Source organism: Nocardioides sp. WS12 (assembly GCF_014108865.1).
GTDB lineage: Bacteria > Actinomycetota > Actinomycetes > Propionibacteriales > Nocardioidaceae > Nocardioides.
Genome location: NZ_CP053928.1, coordinates 2,300,921 through 2,321,749 on the forward strand (window position 1 = coordinate 2,300,921; position 20,829 = coordinate 2,321,749).

Sequence of the window (20,829 nt, forward strand, 5' to 3'; positions counted from 1 at the left end):
CGGGGACGATCAGGCGCGGTCGCGGGCGATCGTCTCGGGAAGCACGTTCTCGACGATCGTCAGCAGGCTCTGCCGCAGCAGCAGGTGGACCTGCTCGCGGCTCAGCTTCTTCTTGATCAGCCATTCGCGACCGGCGGCCTTCGCCAGCTGGCCGTAGGCCCGGATGAACGCACGCAGCTCCTCGCGGTGATCGGTCAGATCGGCCATGTCGATCGTCTCGAGCACGCGGTCGACGGCGTCGTCCTCGGCCTTGAGCAGGATCCGCTCGAGCTCGGGGTCGCGGCCCAGGCCCGAGGACCCGGCCGCATTGATCCAGGCGGCGTCCTGGCCCGACAACGAGTCGAGGAACCAGTTCACGGCCGCGTCGATGCGCTCCTCGAGCGTGCCCCCGGGGGCATGGTCGATGACGTCCTCGGGGACGGATGCGGCCGCACGCACCACCTCGAGGTACAGGTCGCGCTTGGTGCCGAAGTAGTGGTTGAGCAGTCCGCGGGCCACACCGGCGTCGCCGGCGATGTCGGCCGTCGACACGTCGCGGTACGGGCGCAGTGCGAAGAGGCGCTGCGCGCTCGCGAAGATCTCCTCGCGCCGCTGGTCCGGGCCGAGGCGACGCCAACGAGGCTCAGTGGTCACGGGCCAAGCCTTTCATCAGTCCTGCTCGACCCAGGGGAGCCACTCGGGAACGTTCTTCTCAACGGTCCCGGGGAAGACGGGCGGGCGCTTCTCGAGGAAGGACATCACGCCCTCGATCGCGTCGGCGCTGGTCAGCAGGCCGGAGATCAGCCGCGAGTCGATCTCGTGTGCCGGGAACGGCGAGTCCAGGCCGCTGAGGCGGTTGAGCATCTGGCGGATCACGGCGATCGAGACCGGTGCGGTGTTGTCGCGCAGATCGCGAGCCAGGGCGTAGGCCTCGTTGAGCACCTCGTCGGGCGGGTGGATCGAGGTGACCAGGCCCGAGGACAGTGCCTCGTCGGCGCCGAAGACCCGGCCGCTGATCATCCAGTCCTGGGCCTTGGTCAGGCCGACCAGGCGGGGGAGGTACCAGACGGAGCCGCCCTCGGGGAAGATGCCGCGGCGGCCGAAGACGAAGCCGAACTTCGAGTCGGTCGAGCCGAGGCGGAAGTCGCACGCCAGCGTGATCGTGATGCCTGCGCCGACGGCTGCCCCGCGCATCGCGGCGATCACGGGCTTGTTCATCGTGAAGACACGCTTGGAGCACCGGCCCGCGGGCTCCTGCCAGGCGTTGACGTCGTCGACGTCCTCGTTGGTGTCGAACTCGCCGCCGGAGAGGTCGGCGCCGACGCAGAAGTGGTCACCGGCACCGGTGAGGACGACGACGCGGACGTCCTCGTCCTGGTCGGCGAGGTCGAGTGCGACGTTCAGTTCGTCGGCCATGGTGAGCGTGTAGCCGTTGCGTGCAGCGGGCCGGTTGAGCGTGATCGTGGCGATCCGGTCGGCCACCTCGTAGGTGATGTCCGTGAAGGTGCTCGCGAGCGTGGAGTCCATGGTGGCCTGCTTCCGTACGTTTTCGATGCGCTTGTTGACCGGCTGCCAACAGTAGTGCACTATTGGCGCTGTGCCAACAACTACTTCGTCCTGGATGACCGAAGACCTCGAGGCTGTCCGTGAGCTCGCTGCGACGTACTTCGTCAAGGAGGTCCTCCCGCGTGCCGATGAGCACCGGGCGCAGGGCCACGCGAGCCGCGAGGCCTACCTGAAGGCCGGCGAACTCGGCCTCGTGGGCATGTCCCTCCCTGAGGAGTACGGCGGCGGTGGCGCGTCGTTCGCTGCCGAGACCGTGCTGTTCGAGGAGCAGGTCCGTGCCGGCGACACCTCGATGGGCTTTGCCGTCTCGGTCGGCATCGTTGCCCACTACGTCAACGCGTACGCCACCGAGGAGCAGAAGAAGCGCTGGCTGCCCAAGGTCTGTTCGGGGGAGTGGGTGCTCTCGATCGCGATGACCGAGCCCGGCACCGGGTCCGACCTGCAGGCGATCAAGACGCGTGCGGTCAAGGACGGCGACGACTACGTCATCAACGGCGCGAAGACGTTCATCTCCAACGGCCACATCTGCGACCTCATCGTGATCGCTGCCAAGACCGGTGACGAGGCCGGCGCCGCCGGTATCTCGCTGATCGTGGCCGAGGTCGGCGACGACACCCCGGGCTTCACCCGCGGGCGCGTGCTCGACAAGATGGGCCAGCAGGACCAGGACACCGCAGAGCTGGCGTTCGAGGACCTCCGGGTCCCGCAGGCCAACCTGCTCGGCCCCCAGGAGGGCCACGGTTTCTACCAGATGATGGAGCAGCTCCCGCAGGAGCGACTCATCACCGCGATCCTGGCCCAGGCCCAGATCGAGAAGGCCGTCGAGCTGACGATCGCCTACACCAAGGACCGCCACGCATTTGGCAAGCCGCTGATGGCGCTGCAGAACACCCGCTTCGAGCTGGCGGAGTGCGAGACCATCTCCCGCTTCAACCGGGCGTTCCTCGACCAGTCCATCGAGAAGCACGTTGCCGGCACGCTCGACGCCACCGAGGCCTCGATGGCGAAGTACTGGATCTCCGACCGGGCCACCGAGGTCGCGGACCGCTGCCTGCAGCTGTTCGGCGGCTACGGCTACATGAACGAGTACCCGATCGCCCGCATCTACACCGATGTGCGCGTGCTGCGCATCCTCGCCGGTGCCAACGAAGTGATGAAGGAACTCATCGCCCGTTCGCTCTGATCTCGACGAGCTCGATCACCGACTCACCCATCGCGAAGTACCTAGGAAAGGACTGCTCGCGTGAGCACCGAAGCTTTCATCTACGACACCATCCGTACGCCCCGCGGCAAGAACCGGGGCGGTGCACTGACCAGCGTGAAGCCGATCGACCTGCTGGTGGGCCTGATTGACGAACTCCGCAAGCGCAACCCCGACCTCGACACCAACGCGATCGACGACTTCGTCGCTGGCGTCGTGTCCCCGATCGGCGACCAGGGCTCGGTCATCCCGAAGGCCGCGGCGCTCGCCGCCGGCCTGCCGGACACCGTGGGTGGTCTCCAGATCAACCGCTTCTGTGGCTCCGGCCTGGAGGCCGTCAACACGGCCGCGCAGAAGATCCGCTCCGGCTGGGACTCACTCGTCCTCGCCGGTGGCGTCGAGTCGATGTCCCGCGTCCCGATCGGCTCCGACGGTGGCGCCTGGGCGATGGACCCGGCCACCAACTACGACACCTACTTCGTGCCGCAGGGCATCGGTGCCGACCTGATCGCGACCGTCGAAGGCTTCAGTCGTGAGGACGTCGACACGTACGCCGTCCGCTCGCAGAACCTCGCGGCGCAGGCCTGGGCCGAGGGTCGCTTCAAGAACTCGATCGTTCCGGTCCACGACCAGAACGGCCTCCTGATCCTGGACCGCGACGAGCACATGCGTCCCGGCTCGACCGTCGAGTCGCTCGCGGGCCTCAAGCCGGCCTTCGCTGCGATGGGCGACGCCGGCGGCTTCGACGCCGTCGCGCTGCAGAAGTTCCACAGCGTCGAGAAGATCAACCACGTCCACACCGGTGCCAACAGCTCCGGCATCGTCGACGGTGCCGCCCTGGTGCTCGTCGGTTCGGAGCAGGTCGGCAAGACCTTCGGTCTGAAGCCCCGCGCCCGCGTCGTCGCGACGGCCACCTCCGGTGCCGACTCCACGATCATGCTGACCGGCCCGACCCCGGCCACCCACAAGGTGCTGAAGAACGCCGGCCTGACGCCGGACGACATCGACCTGTGGGAGATCAACGAAGCGTTCGCCTCCGTCGCCCTCAAGTGGCAGAAGGACTTCAACGTCCCGGACGAGAAGCTCAACGTCAACGGCGGCGCGATCGCGATGGGTCACCCGCTCGGTGCGACCGGCGCGATGATCCTCGGCACGATGGTCGACGAGCTGGAGCGGACCGGCGGCAAGCGCGCCATCCTCACGCTCTGCATCGGTGGCGGCATGGGTGTCGCCACGATCATCGAACGCCTCTGACCTCTCCCACTTTCCGTCTTTCACCTTTCGCCAAAGGAACTACTTCAGATGACTGACACCAACACGATCACGTGGGAGCAGGACGCGGACGGCATCGTCACCTTGACGATGGACGACCCGAACCAGTCCGCAAACACGATGAACGACGACTACCGCGCGTCGATGACCGCCGCGGTGGAGCGCCTCATCGCCGAGAAGGACGCCGTCACCGGTGTCGTGCTCACCTCCGCGAAGAAGACCTTCTTCGCCGGTGGTGACCTGCACGCGCTGCTCGCGGCCACCAGGGAAGATGCCCAGGGCCTGTTCGACTCGGTGAGCGAGATCAAGGCCGCGCTGCGCAAGCTGGAGACGCTCGGCAAGCCCGTCGTCGCCGCGATCAACGGTGCCGCCCTCGGCGGTGGCCTCGAGATCGCGCTGTGCACGCACCACCGCATCGCTGCGGACGTCAAGGGCATGCAGATCGGTCTGCCCGAGGTCCAGCTCGGCCTGCTCCCGGGTGGCGGCGGCGTCGTCCGTACTGTCCGGATGCTCGGCATCCTCGACGCCGTCCTCAACATCTTGACCACCGGCGCGAAGTTCGACGCCAACGGTGCGGTCAAGGCGGGCCTCGTCAACGAGGTCGTCCCGACGATCGAGGACCTGGTTCCCGCCGCGAAGGCGTGGATCAAGGCCAACCCTGACGCCGTCCAGCCGTGGGACGTCAAGGGCTACCGGATCCCCGGTGGCACCCCGGCCGTTCCGGCGTTCTCGGCCAACCTGCCGTCGTTCCCGGCGAATCTGCGCAAACAGATCAAGGGCGCGAACATGCCGGCTCCGCGGGCGATCCTGTCGGCCGCCGTCGAGAGCACGCAGGTCGACTTCGACAACGCGCTCGTCATCGAGTCGCGCTACCTCGTCGAGCTGGCCACCGGCCAGGTCGCGAAGAACATGATCAAGGCGTTCTTCTTCGACATGCAGCACATTGCCGCCGGCGGCAGCCGCCCCGACGGCTACGAGAAGTACGTCGCCACGAAGGTCGGTGTCCTCGGCGCCGGCATGATGGGGGCGGCCATCGCGTACGTCTGTGCCCAGGGCGGCATGGACGTCATCCTCAAGGACGTCTCGCTCGAGAACGCCGAGCGCGGCAAGGGCTACTCCAAGGACCTGCTCGACAAGGCCGTCTCTCGCGGCAAGATGACCCAGGAGAAGGCCGACGGCCTGCTCGCCAAGATCAAGCCGGCCGCCGAGGCCAGCGACCTCGAGGGTTGCGACCTGGTGATCGAGGCCGTGTTCGAGAGCGTCGAGCTCAAGCACAAGGTGTTCCAGGAGATCGAGCCCTTCCTCGCCCCCGGCGCGGTCCTCGGCTCCAACACCTCGTCGCTGCCGATCACCGGTCTCGCCGAGGGCGTGCAGACGCCCGAGAACTTCATCGGTCTGCACTTCTTCTCGCCCGTCGACAAGATGCCGCTGCTCGAGATCATCGCCGGTGAGAAGACCTCCGACGAGACCCTCGCCAAGGCTTTCGACATCGCGCAGCAGATCCGCAAGACGCCGATCGTCGTCAACGACAGCCGCGGCTTCTTCACCAGCCGCGTCATCGGCACCTTCCTCAACGAGGCCAACGCCATGGTCGCCGAGGGCATCTCCGCCGTGTCGATCGAGCAGGCCGGTCTCCAGGCCGGCTACCCGGCGGCACCGCTCAAGCTGTCCGACGAGCTCAACTTCCACACGATGAGCAAGATCCAGAAGGCCACCCAGACCGGCCTCGAGGCCGACGGCAAGGGCCACCTGTACTTCCACCACCCCGCGTACGACGTCATCGACGCGATGATCGAGAAGTTCGACCGCACGGGTCGTGCCCAGGGCGCCGGCTTCTACAACTACGTCGACGGCAAGGCCACCGGAATCTGGGAAGGCCTGGCCGAACACTTCGGTGCTGGCACCAAGGAGATCCCGCTCGAGGACATGAAGGAGCGGATGCTCTTCGCCGAGTCCATCGAGACCGTGAAGTGCTTCGACGAGGGCGTGCTGCGCTCGGTCGAGGACGCCAACATCGGCTCGATCCTCGGCATCGGCTTCCCGGCCTGGACCGGCGGCGTCGTGCAGTACATGAACGGTTACGAAGGCGGCCTGGCCGGCTTCGTCGCGCGAGCCCGCGACCTCGCGGACAAGTACGGCCCCCAGTTCACCCCGCCGGCGTCCCTGGTCGCCAAGGCAGAAGCAGGAGAAACCTACTGATGTACCTGACCCAAGGACTCCACCGTTCACTGCAGGCGACGCCCGACAAGATCGCCACGATCCACGGCGATCGCAGCCACACCTTCGCGGAGATGGGTGACCGCGTCGCGCGCTTCGCGGCCGGCCTCCAGGGGCTGGGCGTTGCGGAGGGCGACGTGGTCGCCATCCTGTCCCTCAATGGCGACCGGTACGTCGAGTACTACTCGGCCATTCCGTGGGCGAATGCGGTGCTCAATCCCATCAACATCCGGTGGAGCCCGCAGGAGATCATCTACGCGCTCAACGACTCCGGCACCACGGTGCTGCTGATCGACGACGCGTTCGCTCCGATGGCACCGGCGATCACCGCCAACTGTCCGTCGGTGACGACCCTGGTCCACTGCGGCGACGGTCCGACGCCGGAGGGCATGGTCTCCTACGAGGCGCTGGTTGCCGACAACGAGCCGGTTGCCGACGTACGCCGCGGTGACGACCAGTTGGCCGGGCTCTTCTACACCGGTGGCACGACTGGTTTCCCCAAGGGCGTCATGCTCTCGCACCGCAACCTGCTGACCTCCGCTCTGGGGGCGGTGGCCAGTGGGTACTTGCTGAACCGGAACTCGACGTACCTGCACGCAGCGCCGATGTTCCACCTGGCCGACCTGGCCGGCAACCTGGGCGCCAACCTGCTGGGCTGCACCCACGTCACCATCCCGTTCTTCGAGCCGAAGAACGTGCTGGTCACCCTCGAGAAGCACCAGATCACCGACGTGCTGATGGTGCCGACGATGATCCAGATGGTCGTCGATCACCCGGAAGCCAGGGACCACGACCTCTCGGCGCTCGAGCGCATCATGTACGGCGGCTCGGTCATCTCCGAGGGCGTCCTGCTCCGCACCAAGGCGCTGCTGCCGAACACCAAGCTGACCCAGGCCTATGGCATGACCGAGCTCGCCCCGGTCGCCACCCTGCTCGGCCCGGACGACCACGTCGACGGTCTGCTCACTGCCGCTGGTCAGGCTGCTCCGCACACCGAGGTCCGCATCCTCGACGACAAGGGCAACCAGGTCCCGACGGGCACTGTCGGCGAGATCTGCGTGTTCGGCGCCAACGTGATGCTCGGGTACTGGAACAAGCCCGAGGAGACCGCAGCGGTCCTCAAGGACGGCTGGATGCACACCGGCGACGGCGGCTACATCGATGCCAACGGCTTCGTGTTCGTGGTCGACCGGATCAAGGACATGATCGTCACCGGCGGTGAGAACGTGTACTCCGCCGAGGTCGAGGGCGCGATCTCCAAGTTCCCGGGTGTCCTGCAGTCGGCCGTCATCGGCCTGCCCAGCGACCAGTGGGGCGAGACCGTCCACGCCTGTGTCGTGAAGGCCCCTGACGCCGACTTCACCTCCGAGGCCCTGATCGCCCACGTGAAGGGCCTGATCGCCAACTACAAGGTTCCGCGCTCGATCGACTTCCTCGAGGAGCTCCCGGTGAACGGTGCCGGCAAGATCCTCAAGCGCGACCTGCGTGCGTCGTACGCCAAGGGGCAGGCATGACGTTCGACAGCCTGAACCCCGCCGACGGCACGCTCGTCTCCGCGTTCCCCGTGATGGGGGAGGCAGAAGTGCGTCGGATCGTCGGTACGGCGCGCGAGGCCACCACCTGGTGGCGGGGGATCGGCTTCGACGGCCGCGCTGAGCGGCTGGCGGCGTGGCGCCGCGACATCTGGCACCGGGTCGACGAGATCGCCGAGCTGATCCACCGCGAGAACGGCAAGCCGGTCGAGGACGCCGTCCTCGAGGTGGTGCTGACGGTCGAGCACCTGCACTGGGCCGAGAAGAACGCCGCCAAGGTGCTCCGCACCCAGAAGGTGAACCCCGGTCCGCTCTTCGCGAACTACTCCGCCCGGGTCAGCTACGACCCGCTCGGCGTGGTCGGTGTCATCGGGCCCTGGAACTACCCGCTCTACTCGCCGAACAGCGCCGTCGCCTTCGCGCTGGCCGTCGGGAACACGGTCGTGCTGAAACCGAGCGAGTTCACCCCGGCCGTGAGCCAGTGGTACGTCGACGCGTTCGCCGCGGCTAACCCGGACGCCCCCGAGGGCGTCCTGTCCCTGGTCACCGGCCTCGGCGAGACCGGCGCGGCGCTGTGCAACGCGGGCGTCGACAAGATCGGCTTCACCGGCTCGACCCGGACGGGCAAGCGAGTGATGGCGCAGTGTGCAGAGACGCTCACGCCTGTCGTCCTCGAGTGCGGCGGCAAGGATCCTGTGATCGTCGCTGAGGATGCCGACCTCAAGGCTGCGGCCCGGGCCGTGGCGTGGGGCGCCTTCGCGAACTCCGGCCAGACCTGCGTCGGCGTGGAGCGGGTGTACGTCGTCGACGAGGTCGCTGACGAGTTCCAGGCCCTCCTGCTCGAGCAGCTCGACGGAGTCCGCTCCGGCCAGGACGACAAGGCCAACTACGGGCCGATGACGATGCCCTCCCAGGTCGACGTCGTACGACGACACGTGGCCGACGCCGAGGAGCGAGGTGCGACCTTCCTCAAGGGCGGGCCGGCGTCGATCGGCCAGCGGTTCATCGAGCCGATCGTCATCACCGACCTGCCGGAGGACGCGCTGGCGGTGCGCGAGGAGACCTTCGGGCCGACCCTCACGCTGTGCCGGGTGGACGGTGTGGACGAGGGCATCAAGTTCGCCAACGACCACGACTACGCGCTCAGCGCCTCGGTCTTCTCCCGCTCACGGGGCGACGAGATCGCCGATCGACTGCGTGCGGGACAGGTCAGCATCAACGCGGTGATCGCGTTCGCCGGCATGGGTGCGGTGCCGATGGGTGGGGTGGGTGCGAGTGGCTTCGGCCGGGTCCACGGTGCCGACGGCCTGCGCGAGTTCGCCCAGACCCGCGGCGTCGTACGCCAGAAGTTCGGCCTGCCGGGCTTCGAGTTGATCGCGATCAAGCGGGCCAGGCACGTGTTGCCGGTGATGAGGAAGATCCTCAGCGTGCGGCACGGCCTCTGAGGACCATCGGCACGAGGTGCCGGCGCGCGAACTCGTTGAGCTGCTCGGGGGAGTCGAGCTCGATGAGGGCGCGCGGGGTCAGCAGGTAGGAGTGCACGACGCGGACGAGCAGCTCCGCGTCGGCCTCCATGCCCTCGGTCGTCTCGAGCAGGCCGTCCTCGACCGCTTCGCCGAAGAAGCCGAGGGTGGCGACGGTCGCGCCGGTGACGAGGACGCTGCCTTCGGTGGTCAGTTGCAGGAGCACGGTCTCCGGCTCGACCTGGAGCATGCGGGCGAGCATCGCGTGGCCGCGGACCTGCTGCATCATCGACGTGAAGCCGAGCTCGACCCGCTCCGCCAGGGTCGTTCCGCGCCGGGCCGTGGCCGCGACGTCCAGGAAGAGCCGCGTCGCCTCACGGGTGACGACGGCCTGGATCACCTGTTCCTTGTTGCCGATCCGGCGGTAGACGGTGACCCGATCGATCCCGGCGCGCCGCGCGATGTCGCCGATGGTCGTGCGCTTGATGCCGAACTCGGCGCACTGGGCGAGCGCGGCGTCGAGGATTGCGTGCACCTCGGGGGCGTGGTGGCCGTCGTCGCCGTCCGTCCCGACCGCGTCTGCGACCGAGGCCACCGCGCGACTCAGGGCGTCTCTCATGATGCAGAGCATACGAAAGAAACATTGCAACAACAAACGTTGCTTTGTTACATTGGAGGCCTCGTCGGATCCTGGAGGCAAGACCATGGCAAAGAAGCCGAACCGCGCGTACACGAGCGAAGCCCTCGCGATCAACGCCCGCGACGTGTCCTTCGACTGGACCGGTGTCCCCACCGAGTACATCCCCGGTCACCCGTATGCGACGCACTTCTGGAACGTCATGCACCTGGTGCTCCCCGAGGGTGAGCGCGCCATGGCCGACGTCCTCGGCCGCGCCCTGTCCCAGATCGACGACCCCCGCCTGCAGGAGGAGCTCCAGGGCTTCATCGGCCAGGAGGAGACGCACGCCAGTTCGCACGAGTCGTTCCGGATCTACCTGGAGCAGAACGGCTTCGACATCCCGAAGATCACCCACCTGATGGAGTTCATCATCGGGCAGGTCTTCGGTGACCACGGTCTGAAGGGCCGGGCCGGCGAGGCCTGGTTCCATGAGCGCCTCGGCATCTACGCCGCTGCCGAGCACTTCACTGCCGTGATCGGCGAGTGGCTGCTCGACAACGAGAAGTTCGACGAGATCGGTGTCGACCCCACCATGCTCGACATGCTGCGCTGGCACGGTGCCGAGGAGATGGAGCACCGCAACGTCGCCTACGACGTCTACCAGTACGTCGACGGCAGCTACGCCCGTCGCGTCCGCACCGCGTTCATCGCCTCGGGTGGCCTGCTCGCCCTCTGGCTCTACACGTCCAGCTGGATGTACGCCCAGGACCCGACCGTCACCCGGCACAAGTGGACCTGGCCGATCGAGTTCGTCAAGGACACCCGCAAGGGCCTGATGCCCGGCATCCAGTTCGTCATCAAGGAGATCCCGCAGTACCTCCGCCCCGGCTTCCACCCCTCGCAGATGGGGCCGATCGACAAGGCCGTCCGCTACCTCGCGGTGTCCCCGGCAGCGCGCGGCACCGAGGCGGCAGCACGGTGACGACGCTGCCGTTGCGTGCCCTGGCGAAGGGCGCGCAGGCGTACTCCGCCGTGTTCGCGGCCAGCGCCGCGGCGCCGTACCTCTCGCGCTCCACCCCGGTGCGGATGACCGGCTTCGACATGGACCTGGTGGTGGCCTCCACCACGACCGTCGTGGAGGACGTCATCAGCTTCGAGCTGCGCAATCCCGACGGCTCGGACCTGCCCGCCTGGGTGCCCGGCGCCCACCTCGACGTCTTCCTGCCCTCGGGCGCGCAGCGTCAGTACTCGCTGTGCGGTGACCCTGCCGACCGCAGCAGCTACCGGATCGCCGTACGACGGATCGAGAACGGTGGTGGCGGTTCGCTCGCCCTGCACGACGAGGTCGCCCAGGGCGACACGATCACGGTGCGCGGACCGCGCAACGCGTTCACGTTCATCGACGTCGAGTCGTACCTCTTCATCGCCGGCGGCATCGGCATCACGCCGATCCTGCCGATGGTGCGCGAGGCCTCGCGCCGCGGCAAGAACTGGACGATGATCTACGTCGGCCGGTCGCTGGCGACGATGCCGTTCATCGACGAGTTGCAGGCCCTCGAGGGCGGCGAGCTCGAACTGCTTCCCGACGACGAGTTCGGCGTGCCGGACGTCGCCGCCCTGCTGGGCCGCGCCGAGGCCGGTGCTGCGATCTACGTCTGTGGCCCACCGCAGATGATCGACACCGCGCGCATCCTGCAGCGCGCGCTCAACCCGACCGGCTCGCTGCACAGCGAGCGGTTCTCCGCCCCTCCCGTCGTGGGCGGCCACGAGTTCGATGTCCGCCTGGCCCGCACGGGCGTGACCGTGAAGGTGGCGGCCGACGAGTCCGCGCTGGTCGCGATCCGTCGTGAGGTCCCGGGCGTGCGCTACTCCTGCCAGCAGGGTTTCTGCGGCAGCTGCAAGCACGCCGTCATCGAGGGCGCGGTCGAGCACCGCGACAACAAGTTGCGGGCGGAGGAACGCGAGGACTCGATGTTGATCTGTGTCTCGCGTGCCGCCGGCGACAGCCTGACCCTCGATCTCTGACCGAAAGGCTCACCATGACTCAGCAACTCAACGGGCAGCACGTGAGGGTCGCGATCATCGGCGCCGGCTTCGGCGGCCTTGGTACGGCGATCCGCCTCAAGCAGACCGGCAGGGACGACTTCGTCGTACTCGAGCGCGCGGACGAGGTGGGCGGCACCTGGCAGATCAACAACTACCCGGGCGCCCAGTGCGACGTGCCGTCGCTGATCTACTCGTTCTCGTTCGCGCCGAACCCGAACTGGAGCCGGCTCTACCCGTTGCAGGAAGAGCTCAAGACCTACATGCACCAGTGTGCGGAGGACTTCGAGGTCCTGCCGCACATCCGCTTCGGCACCGAGGTGACCGACGCGTCCTGGGACGACACGGCGCAGCTGTGGCGGATCAGGACCAGCAGCGGCGACCTGACCGCGACCGTGCTGGTCGGTGCCATCGGCCCGTTCAGCGCGCCGTCGACGCCGGACCTTCCCGGTCTGAAGTCCTTCAAGGGCACGGTCTTCCACTCGCAGACCTGGGACCACGACCACGACCTGACCGGCGAGCGGGTCGGCGTCATCGGCACCGGTGCGTCTGCCGTGCAGTTCATTCCGCGGGTCCAGCGCAAGGCGGGTCACCTGACCGTCTTCCAGCGCACCCCCACCTGGATCCTGCCGCACCCCGACCGCAAGGTCGGCAAGGCCACGCACGCCCTCTACCACCGCGTCCCCGGTGCCCAGGCGGCCGCCCGCAAGGCGTGGGAACTGTCCTTCGAGGCCCTGGTGCCCGGCTTCATCAGTGAGCCGAAGCTGCAGAAGCCGCTCGAGATGATGGCCCGCGGACTGCTCAAGAAGCAGGTCAGGGACCCGGAGCTGCGTGCGCGGTTGACGCCGGACTACGCCGTGGGCTGCAAGCGCCCGACGTTCTCCAACAAGTACTACCCGGCGCTGACGGCCGACAACGCGACGGTGGTCTCCGAGGGCATCACGAAGGTGACCCCGCGCGGCATCGTCACCTCCGACGGCGTCGAGCACGAGCTCGACACGATCATCTTCGGCACCGGCTTCAAGATGACTGACCACCCGGGCTTCGGCGTGGTCCACGGCCGCGACGGTTCGAGCATCGGCGACGTCTGGCGCACGGGGGAGATGGCGGCCTACCTCGGGACCTCGCTCCACAACTTCCCGAACTTCTTCATGATCCTGGGGCCCAACTCGGGCGTCTACACCTCGGCCGTCATCACCATCGAGAACCAGGTCCACTACATCGTCGAGGCGCTGCGCCAGATGGAGGAGCGCGACCTCGCGACCCTCGAGGTCACCGCCGAGGCACAGCAGGACTACTTCGAGTGGGCCAACGAGGGGCTGGCCAGGTCGGTGTTCATCACCGGTGGCTGCCACAGCTACTACCTCAGCCCGACGGGCAGGAACTTCACGCACTTCCCGGGCTTCTCGGCCACGTTCAAGAGTCGCACCAGCAAGGTCAACCTCGATCACTACGGGGTGTGCCAGTGATCGGCAAGTCGTACGACGTCCGCGACAAGGTCGCCCTGATCACCGGCGCCGGGCAGGGCATCGGCCTGGCCCTCGCGCGTCGCCTCCACGAACAGGGCGCATATGTCGCCCTGGTCGACGTCAACGAGCCGGGGCTGAAGGCCGCTTCGAAGTCGCTGGGTGACAGCCGGGTCTTCACCGCCGTTGCTGACGTCACGGACCGGGCCGCGATGGCCGAGGTCGTGGCGCGCGTGATCGACCACCACGGCCGGCTCGACGTCGTCGTCGCCAACGCCGGGGTCACCCCGCCGCCGGCCACGATCCGCACCATGGACCTGGCCGACTACGACCGGGTGATCGCGATCAACCAGACCGGCATCCTCAACACGGTGCAGCCCGCTCTCGAGGCCGTCATTGCCGAGAAGGGCCACGTGGTCGTGGTGGCCTCGTGCGCCGCGTTCTCGCCCGGCATCGGTGGTGTCGCGTACATGTCGAGCAAGGCCGCGGCCGAGCAGATCGGCCGCGCGCTCAAGCTGGAGATGGCCCCGCACGGCGCCAGCGCCGGTGTTGCCTACTTCGGGTTCGTGGACACGCCGCTGGCAACCGCGACCCTCGACAACGACCCGCTGGGGCGCAAGCTCGACGACCTGCTCGGCTGGCCGCTGAACCACCGCATCTCCGCGGACGACGCCGCCGAGTCGATCGCGCACGGCATCGCCCACCGCTCCGGCGCGACGATCGCTCCGGTGCGCTGGATGCCGTACTCGCTCTTCCGCGGCGTGCTCAACGCCGGCGCCGACCGGGTGCTGGCCCGCGACAAGCGGGTGCACGCGATGATCCACGACCTTGAGGCCCGCGCGGAGTCCGATCGGTGATCGTCGGCGTTCTCAAGCTGCTCGGGCCCAGTCTGACCAGCCGGGTCGTCGCGACCGGTGGACGCGCCCTGGTGCGTCCGCAGGTCGACCGGCTCCGCCTCGAAGGCGTCCAGTTGCACTACCTGCGCGGGCTCGTCGGCTTCGGCGGCATGCTTGCGGGATGGCCGACCACGGCCCGGGTCGAGAAGGTCACGACGCCGGCGTTCTCGGGGGAGTGGGTCCAGGCCCGCAACTTCAACGACGAGTTCGGCGGGGTGATCCTCTACTTCCACGGTGGCGGCTACGTCGCGTCCTCGCCCCGCGCCTACCGCTGTGTCACCGAGCCGCTCGCCGCGCTCAGCGGCCTCCCCGTGCTCGCGGTGGGGTACCGGCGCGCCCCCGAACATCCGTTCCCGGCTGCGCTCGACGACGCCCTGGCGGCGTACGACTGGCTGATCGAGCAGGGTCACGCACCCGACCAGATCGCCGTCGCCGGCGACTCGGCGGGCGGACACCTGGCGATCGGCCTGCTGACGACGCTGGCCGAGGCGGGGCGGCCGATGCCGGCGGCGTGCGCTCTGTTCTCGCCGCTGCTCGATCCTGCGCTCACCGAGGCCGTGCACCGCGACGCGCTCCATCCCGACCCGGTGTTGACGCCCACGTTCGCGGCGCGCTGCGCGGAGGCGTTCTACCCCGGCGGCAACTTCCGTGACCCGCGCCTGTCGCCGCTCACCGCCCACCTCAGCCTGCTGCGGAAGTTTCCGCCGATCCACACGCACGTGGGCGGCACCGAATGCTTCGCCGGTGACTCCGAGCGACTGCACGAACGGCTCGATCGCGCGGGCGTCGAGAACAAGCTGATCGTGTCGCGGGGCCAGGTGCATTCCTACGTGACGCTGTATCGCGCCGTACCCGAGGCGCGACGTGCGCTGCGTCGAGCCGCTACCTTCATGCGGGCGTGCATCGACGACGACGTCCCGTTCCCTGCTTCGAACCTGAGGATGAACTCATGACCTGGTACCCCCTTGCTCCCGCCGATGACGAGTTCCTGCGGACCGCCCCGGCGCGCACCGTGAAGGTGCTCGACGTGCCGGTCCCGGTCGAGACCCTGTGGGCCGCGCTGACGGCCGACGACGCTGTCGTTGGCTGGGGCCCCGGCGCGACGAAGATGACGTGGCTCGCCGAGCGCCCCTTCGGCGTGGGCACGGTCCGCGAGGTCACCGTCGCCGGTGCCGTCACCGTGCACGAGCAGTTCTACCGATGGGACGAAGGCAAGCGGAAGACGTTCTTCGTCGCCGAGTCCACCCGTCCGGGTATCAAGCGGATGGCCGAGGACTACGTCGTCGAGTCGACGCCGACCGGTTCGCGCCTGACCTGGACCGTCGCCGTCGAGGTGGCGAAGTTCGCCGGCCCGACCGGTGTCCTGGTGTCGCCGGTACTGTCGCTGGCCATTGGCGCGATGGTGGGCGGGCTGAAGAAGAAGCTCACCGCCTGATTCCTGCACGGTGTCCCTATCGTTGGGGCTGTGGGAGATCTGGTCCGGTCCGCGGCGCTGAGCGGCTTCACCGATGTCGTGGCCGAAGCCGGTGGCGACCCTGCGGCGATGCTGCGCCGGTTCGGCATCGACCCCGCTGCGTTGCTGGACGACGCGTCGCTGATCCCTCACGACGGCGTGGTGCAGGTGCTGGAGTACGCCGCCGCATCCACTGGGCTGCTGGATCTCGGCCTGCGCGTCGGTGAGCGACAGGACGAGGGCATGCTCGGCCTGCTGTCGGTGGTGATGCAGCACTCCGCGACCGTGGGCGAGGCCCTTGATGCCGCGGGGCGGTTCATGTTCGTGCACAGCCCGGCGGTGAGCGTGACCGCTCATCCTGAGCCCGACCCGTCGGCGATCGCTCTCGTCTACGTGACGACGTCGCCCCCGCCGGTGTGCCAGTTGAACGAGATGGTGATGCACTTCGCGCACCGCGTGGTGCGGCAGTACACCGCGGGCGCCTTCGGGTTGATCGCCGTCGACCTGCCGCACGCCCCGATCAGCCCGCTGGCGCGCTACGAGGAATGCTTCGGCAGCCCGGTGCGGTTCGAGCGGGGCCGCGCCGCGCTGGTCCTGCCGGCGAGCATGCTCGCCGTCTCGTTGCCCGACGCGAACCCGCACGTGCGGCAGATGGGGCTCGACTACCTCTCCGCGCGCTTCGCGGCCCCGGGGCAGGGCGTGACGACCCAGGTGCGCGGCTACCTCGAGCGGATCCTCGGCAACGGGTCGACCGACGTCGCGTCGGTCGGCGACGCACTCGGCCTGCACGGGCGCACGCTGCAGCGCAGGTTGGCAGCCGCCGGGACGACGTACGGCGACGTCCTCGACGGGGTGCGGCGTGAGGCGGCGCTGCGCCACCTCGCCCACTCGGACCTGCCGCTCGCCCAGGTCGCGGCGGCGCTCGGACTGGCGGACCAGTCGACGCTGACGCGGTACGTCGTGCGCTGGTTCGGCAAGCCTCCGTCGCGGCTGCGGCGGGAGGGTGTGTCGCGATCGGTCAAGGAATCGTCGTAGAAGCCCAAGACTGCAGTCGCGGCCGGTGACAGGATCGGCCCCATGAGCACGAAGGCGACCCCGAAGAACGTCGATCCGCTGGCCGCGATCGGCGCCCGCTCCATCCCCGAGTTCGAGGGCGTCCATGACGTCTGGCCGCGCGGCGAGCGGCTGCGGGCGGTCCGTGCGGCGGCCGAGGCGTACAAGCCGCGGTTCAAGGCGCAGGGTCAGGTCAAGGCGGTCCAGTCGGTCGACATCGCCGCGGCGCCGTACCCGGTCGGCTTCGCCTTCCACAACGCCGTCAGCGTCCCGACCCTGCCGCTGATCGCGATGATCAACCGGATGATCGTCGTGCAGTACGACGACTGGGACGGCAACGCGCGCACGCTGGTGTTCGAGCCGACGATGCCGGAGGGCTCGGCCGAGGCGCCGTTCTACGCCCAGCTCAACGAACTGATGGAAAAGATCCCCGGCGGTCAGCGGATCGCGTCGACGGTGATGTTGAAGTACTACGCCGAGCCGCTCGACGCGCTGGAGAAGCTTGGCCTGTCGCCCGACGACATCGACTTCTGCACGTTCGACCACCTGCACGTCCAGGACCCGCGGATGATCATGGGTTCCTCTGTGGTGGTGCCGGGTGAGTCCGAGCCGCGCAAGCCGTTGTTCGGCAACGCGAAGATGCTGGTGCACGAACGCGAGCTGGCCACCCTCGAGTCGCTCCACCCCATGCAGTGGGCCTGGTACGTCGAGGACGGACTCGAGGGCGTCGACCCGGACGCGTTCGTGAAGTTCAGTGGCGACATCGAGCTCGGCCCGGGCCTCACGCTGCTGTGGACCCCCGGCCACACCGACGGCAACCACTCGCTGTGCATCAACACGCCCGACGGCGTGTGGGTCTCCTCGGAGAACGGCATCTCGATCGACAACTGGCAGCCCGAGCTGTCGAAGATCCCCGGCGTGAAGAAGTACCACGAGACATACGGCCGGGAGATCTGCCCGAACGCCAACACCCTCGAGGATGCGCAGGACCAGTACGACTCCATGGTCAAGGAGAAGACGATGGCGGACTCCTGCAAGGACGACCCGCGCTTCCTGCAGATCCTGCCGTCGACCGAGCTCGCGGACTGGAAGCGGTTCTGGCCGGTGCGGCCGACGAAGTTCCAGGGGGGCATCTCGTACGGCACGATCACGGGCTCGAAGGCATGACGGTTCGGGAGGTGGGGGATCGGCGGGGTGCCGTCGTCACCGGCGCCGGCCGCGGGCTCGGCAAGGAGATCGCCCGGCACCTGGTGGCCGAGGGCTACTCGGTGCTGGTCACCGACGTGGACCTCGCGCTGGCGTCGTCGACCGCTGAGGAGATCGGTGCCGAGGCTGCCGTGCTCGACGTACGCGATGGTGCGCAGGTCGAGGCCGTTGCTGCGGGCGTCGTCGCAGCGGCTGGGCGGCTGGATGTCTGGGTCAACAACGCTGGCGTGCTGGTCACTGGCCCCGCGTGGGAGCAGGATGAAGCCACCCGCCGGCTGATGGTCGAGGTCAACACGCTCGGCCTGATGAACGGGACCGTCGCCGCGATCCTGGCGATGAAGGACAACGGTGGCGGCCACGTCGTCAACATCGTGTCGCTGGCTGGCCTGGTCGCCGTACCGGGTGAAGGTGTCTACTCCGGCTCCAAGCACGGCGCGATCGGTTTCAGCCTGTCGACGCAGTGCGACCTGAACCTCGCGGGCCACCAGGACATCAACATCTCCTGCGTGTGCCCCGACGGCATCTGGACGCCGATGCTGCACGACAAGCTCGACGACCCGGAAGCGGCGCTGTCGTTCTCGGGCAAGTTGCTCAAGCCGTCCGAGGTCGTCGACGCCGTGGCTGGCGTGTTGCGGAAGCCGCGCCAGGTCACGGCGGTTCCCCGGTGGCGTGGTGTCCAGGTGCGCCTGTTCGACGCTGTGCCGGACATCAGTCTCAAGGCACTGCCCGTGGCCGTGGGGATGGGCAGGCGGCAGCAGGCGAAGCTCCGCAAGAACGGTGTGCCCGAGTGACGGTCTTCATCACCGGCGGGCGCGGGTTCATCGCCCGAGCGCTGGCCGATCGCCTGCGTGGGCAGGGGATTCGCACCTCGGGAGTGGATCTCGTCGCTGATCCTTTGTACGACGTCGTTGCCGGCTCGACGTCGTCCGGCGACGGGTGGCAAGGGCATTTTGCTGGCGCTGAGGTGGTGGTCCACACGGCCGCGCTGGTGACGAACACCGCGACGCATGACGAGGCGTGGCAGGTGAACGTGCTCGGCACCCGTCGGGCGCTCGACGCCGCGATCGCGGGCGGGGCGCGGCGGTTCGTGCACGTGTCGTCGGTGCGGGCGTTCGGAGACCTCGGCTGGCCCGACCAGGTCACCGAGGACCACCCCGTCCGCAACGACGGCGGCTCCTACGTCGACTCGAAGATCGCCAGCGAACAGGTCGTCCTGCAGGCGCACGCTGCGGGCGAGATCGAGGCGGTCATCGTGCGCCCCGGCGACGTGTACGGCCCGGGCTCGCGGCCGTGGACGATCCAGCCGGTGGAGTTGATCCGTCGGAGCGCGTTCGTGCTGCCGGCGATGGGCCGCGGCATCTTCAGTCCCGTGTACGTCGACGACCTGGTCGCCGGCCTGCAGCTGGCCGTCGAACATCCTGCCGCTGCGGGGCAGGTCTTCACGATCGGTGGGGGAGTCGGCGTGACCTGTGCGGAGTTCTTCGGGCACTACTACCGGATGCTCGGCAAACGCGGTCCTGTGCGGTTGCCGACCGTGGTGGCGGTGGGTCTGGGGTCGGTGGCTTCGGGTGCGGCGCGGGTGGTCGGTCGTCGTACCGAAGCCAGCGCGGAAACCATGCACTACTTCACCCGCACCGGTACGTATTCGATCGACAAGGCCCGTCGTCTTCTCGACTACGCTCCCGAGGTCGACCTCGACGAAGGCATGCGCCGTACCGAAGCGTGGCTTCGCGAGAACTCCCTGATCTGAATTGAGGTGCGGGGGTTTCTCACGCGAGGTGCGGGGGTTTCTCATGCGAGGTGCGGGGGTTTCTCATGCGAGGTGCGGGGGTTTCTACCTCGAAGTGCGCCGGTTTCTCGGTCGAGGTGCGGGGTTGGTCAGATGAAGGAGGACCACTCCCGGGCGGCTGCGTACAGCGCCACGATCAGTGCACCCACGAAGGCGGCCTGCAGGGCGCGCTCGCCCCAGGGTGCGTGTCTCTCGGCGAGGTCGATGAGCGGACTCGCGGTCACCGTCAGGGCCAGCAGCGCCATGAGGGCCAGGCCCAGCAGGATCTGGCCGTCGAGGATCCGGCTGAAACTTACGTAGACCCATGCGAGGAGGAACAGGCCGGCCACTGCCCGCTGGGAACACGTCACGGGACGACACCGTACTGGCAGAAACCGGCGCACCTCGACGCAGAAACCCACGCACTTCGTGTGAGAAACCTCCGCACTTCGTGTGAGAAACCTCCGCACCTCGCGTGCGAAACCCACGCACCTCGTCAGAGGGTGAGGAGTGCGTCCAGGGCCCGGCAGCAGTGGGTGACGTCCACCTCGAGCGCCACCCGGTCGGCAGGATCGGAGCCGGTCCAGAGGAGGGCGCGGTCTTCGACGTACGCCGTCCAGGCGTGTACGACGGGCGCCGTGCCCTCGTCCAGTCCGAATGCCGCGATGAGTCGCCGGGCGATGGTCATCCGGTGTGACTCCAACCGGTTGCCGCCGACGGCGATGGTGCCGTTGCCGAAGACGAGGGCGACGTAGAACTCGCGGCGCCGTTCGATCTGGGCGTAGACACGGGACACGAACTGCTCACAGGCGAGCTCGGGGGAGACGCCTTCGTCGGGGGCGGTGTTGCGCAGGACCCGGCGGAGGGCGGCGCCGATGACGGCGTCGTAGTAGTCGGTCTTGGTGGGGAAGTAGTGGAAGAGCAGGCCGCGGGAGATGCCGGCTTCGGCGGCGACGGCGTCGATCGAGAGGTCCTGGATCGGCTTCTCGACCAGCATGCTCAGGCCGATGCCGAGCAGTTGGCGGCGTCGATCTTCGGGGGACAGCCGGCGTCGGGTGTGATCTGCATCCACGCTATTGAGCATTGCTCAACAGT

At 68.2% G+C, this 20,829-nt stretch carries 20 protein-coding genes; 15 read left to right on the forward strand and 5 right to left on the reverse strand.

The features are described from left to right. Nucleotides 1-9: 9 nt before the first annotated feature. Both HRC28_RS11135 and HRC28_RS11140 read right to left on the reverse strand, forming a co-directional pair. Nucleotides 10-633, reverse strand: a complete 624-nt coding sequence (locus HRC28_RS11135; protein WP_182380141.1) for a TetR/AcrR family transcriptional regulator — start codon at nucleotides 631-633, stop codon at nucleotides 10-12. Nucleotides 634-648: 15 nt separating this feature from the next. Further along, nucleotides 649-1,506, reverse strand: a complete 858-nt coding sequence (locus tag HRC28_RS11140; RefSeq protein WP_182380142.1) for an enoyl-CoA hydratase-related protein — start codon at nucleotides 1,504-1,506, stop codon at nucleotides 649-651. 94 nt (nucleotides 1,507-1,600) lie between these two features. Between HRC28_RS11140 and HRC28_RS11145 the strand changes: the two genes are divergently transcribed. The 5 genes from HRC28_RS11145 to HRC28_RS11165 are packed head-to-tail and all read left to right on the forward strand — an operon-like array spanning nucleotide 1,601 to nucleotide 9,212. After that, nucleotides 1,601-2,728, forward strand: a complete 1,128-nt coding sequence (locus tag HRC28_RS11145; RefSeq protein ID WP_182380143.1) for an acyl-CoA dehydrogenase family protein — start codon at nucleotides 1,601-1,603, stop codon at nucleotides 2,726-2,728. 60 nt (nucleotides 2,729-2,788) lie between these two features. Beyond that, nucleotides 2,789-4,000, forward strand: a complete 1,212-nt coding sequence (locus tag HRC28_RS11150) for an acetyl-CoA C-acetyltransferase (RefSeq protein ID WP_182380144.1) — start codon at nucleotides 2,789-2,791, stop codon at nucleotides 3,998-4,000. 48 nt (nucleotides 4,001-4,048) lie between these two features. After that, on the forward strand, nucleotides 4,049-6,217 hold the full coding sequence (locus HRC28_RS11155; protein WP_182380145.1) for a 3-hydroxyacyl-CoA dehydrogenase NAD-binding domain-containing protein: 2,169 nt from the start codon (nucleotides 4,049-4,051) through the stop codon (nucleotides 6,215-6,217). Then, complete coding sequence (locus tag HRC28_RS11160; protein ID WP_182380146.1) at nucleotides 6,217-7,749, forward strand: long-chain-fatty-acid--CoA ligase; 1,533 nt, start codon at nucleotides 6,217-6,219, stop codon at nucleotides 7,747-7,749. Before HRC28_RS11155 ends, HRC28_RS11160 begins: the two co-directional genes overlap by 1 nt. After that, nucleotides 7,746-9,212 carry an aldehyde dehydrogenase family protein gene (locus HRC28_RS11165; protein ID WP_182380147.1) on the forward strand — a complete coding sequence of 489 codons (1,467 nt, stop codon included), beginning with the start codon at nucleotides 7,746-7,748 and terminating at the stop codon, nucleotides 9,210-9,212. The genes HRC28_RS11160 and HRC28_RS11165 overlap by 4 nt, the downstream gene beginning before the upstream one ends. Here HRC28_RS11165 and HRC28_RS11170 read toward each other — a convergent pair. After that, the gene (locus tag HRC28_RS11170; RefSeq protein WP_182380148.1) at nucleotides 9,190-9,849 is read right to left on the reverse strand and encodes a TetR/AcrR family transcriptional regulator; all 660 of its coding nucleotides are present in this window, start codon (nucleotides 9,847-9,849) and stop codon (nucleotides 9,190-9,192) included. The two genes, HRC28_RS11165 and HRC28_RS11170, sit on opposite strands and share 23 nt — an antisense overlap. 85 nt (nucleotides 9,850-9,934) lie before the next feature. On the opposite strand from HRC28_RS11170, the gene HRC28_RS11175 reads away from it, so the two are divergent. From HRC28_RS11175 to HRC28_RS11220, 10 genes are read left to right on the forward strand one after another with little or no spacing between them, the layout of a single operon-like run. Further along, nucleotides 9,935-10,831 carry a metal-dependent hydrolase gene (locus HRC28_RS11175; protein WP_182380149.1) on the forward strand — a complete coding sequence of 299 codons (897 nt, stop codon included), beginning with the start codon at nucleotides 9,935-9,937 and terminating at the stop codon, nucleotides 10,829-10,831. Next, nucleotides 10,828-11,874, forward strand: coding sequence for a PDR/VanB family oxidoreductase (locus HRC28_RS11180; RefSeq protein ID WP_202033300.1), 1,047 nt, complete (start codon nucleotides 10,828-10,830; stop codon nucleotides 11,872-11,874). The genes HRC28_RS11175 and HRC28_RS11180 overlap by 4 nt, the downstream gene beginning before the upstream one ends. A gap of 14 nt (nucleotides 11,875-11,888) precedes the next feature. Further along, the gene (locus HRC28_RS11185; protein WP_182380150.1) at nucleotides 11,889-13,361 is read left to right on the forward strand and encodes an NAD(P)/FAD-dependent oxidoreductase; all 1,473 of its coding nucleotides are present in this window, start codon (nucleotides 11,889-11,891) and stop codon (nucleotides 13,359-13,361) included. Beyond that, nucleotides 13,358-14,215 (forward strand): short-chain dehydrogenase/reductase, encoded by an 858-nt coding sequence (locus HRC28_RS11190; RefSeq protein ID WP_182380151.1) that lies wholly within the window; start codon nucleotides 13,358-13,360, stop codon nucleotides 14,213-14,215. The genes HRC28_RS11185 and HRC28_RS11190 overlap by 4 nt, the downstream gene beginning before the upstream one ends. Continuing rightward, nucleotides 14,212-15,207, forward strand: coding sequence for an alpha/beta hydrolase (locus HRC28_RS11195; protein ID WP_182380152.1), 996 nt, complete (start codon nucleotides 14,212-14,214; stop codon nucleotides 15,205-15,207). Before HRC28_RS11190 ends, HRC28_RS11195 begins: the two co-directional genes overlap by 4 nt. Beyond that, nucleotides 15,204-15,689: an SRPBCC family protein gene (locus tag HRC28_RS11200; protein WP_182380153.1), complete on the forward strand. Its 486-nt coding sequence runs from the start codon at nucleotides 15,204-15,206 to the stop codon at nucleotides 15,687-15,689. The genes HRC28_RS11195 and HRC28_RS11200 overlap by 4 nt, the downstream gene beginning before the upstream one ends. A 30-nt stretch (nucleotides 15,690-15,719) precedes the next feature. After that, nucleotides 15,720-16,742 carry an AraC family transcriptional regulator gene (locus tag HRC28_RS11205; RefSeq protein ID WP_182380154.1) on the forward strand — a complete coding sequence of 341 codons (1,023 nt, stop codon included), beginning with the start codon at nucleotides 15,720-15,722 and terminating at the stop codon, nucleotides 16,740-16,742. Between the two features lie 42 nt (nucleotides 16,743-16,784). After that, nucleotides 16,785-17,927 (forward strand): hypothetical protein, encoded by a 1,143-nt coding sequence (locus HRC28_RS11210; RefSeq protein WP_182380155.1) that lies wholly within the window; start codon nucleotides 16,785-16,787, stop codon nucleotides 17,925-17,927. Then, entirely contained in the window at nucleotides 17,924-18,757 is an 834-nt protein-coding gene (locus HRC28_RS11215) for an SDR family NAD(P)-dependent oxidoreductase (protein WP_182380156.1), read from the forward strand. The genes HRC28_RS11210 and HRC28_RS11215 overlap by 4 nt, the downstream gene beginning before the upstream one ends. Continuing rightward, entirely contained in the window at nucleotides 18,754-19,716 is a 963-nt protein-coding gene (locus HRC28_RS11220; RefSeq protein WP_182380157.1) for an NAD-dependent epimerase/dehydratase family protein, read from the forward strand. Before HRC28_RS11215 ends, HRC28_RS11220 begins: the two co-directional genes overlap by 4 nt. A gap of 128 nt (nucleotides 19,717-19,844) precedes the next feature. Here the strand turns inward: HRC28_RS11220 and HRC28_RS11225 are convergent, their stop codons facing one another. Together HRC28_RS11225 and HRC28_RS11230 are read right to left on the reverse strand one after the other, a co-directional pair. After that, nucleotides 19,845-20,084: a hypothetical protein gene (locus HRC28_RS11225; RefSeq protein ID WP_182380158.1), complete on the reverse strand. Its 240-nt coding sequence runs from the start codon at nucleotides 20,082-20,084 to the stop codon at nucleotides 19,845-19,847. Nucleotides 20,085-20,230: 146 nt separating this feature from the next. Beyond that, nucleotides 20,231-20,806: a TetR/AcrR family transcriptional regulator gene (locus tag HRC28_RS11230; protein WP_202033304.1), complete on the reverse strand. Its 576-nt coding sequence runs from the start codon at nucleotides 20,804-20,806 to the stop codon at nucleotides 20,231-20,233. Between the last annotated feature and the right edge of the window lie 23 nt (nucleotides 20,807-20,829).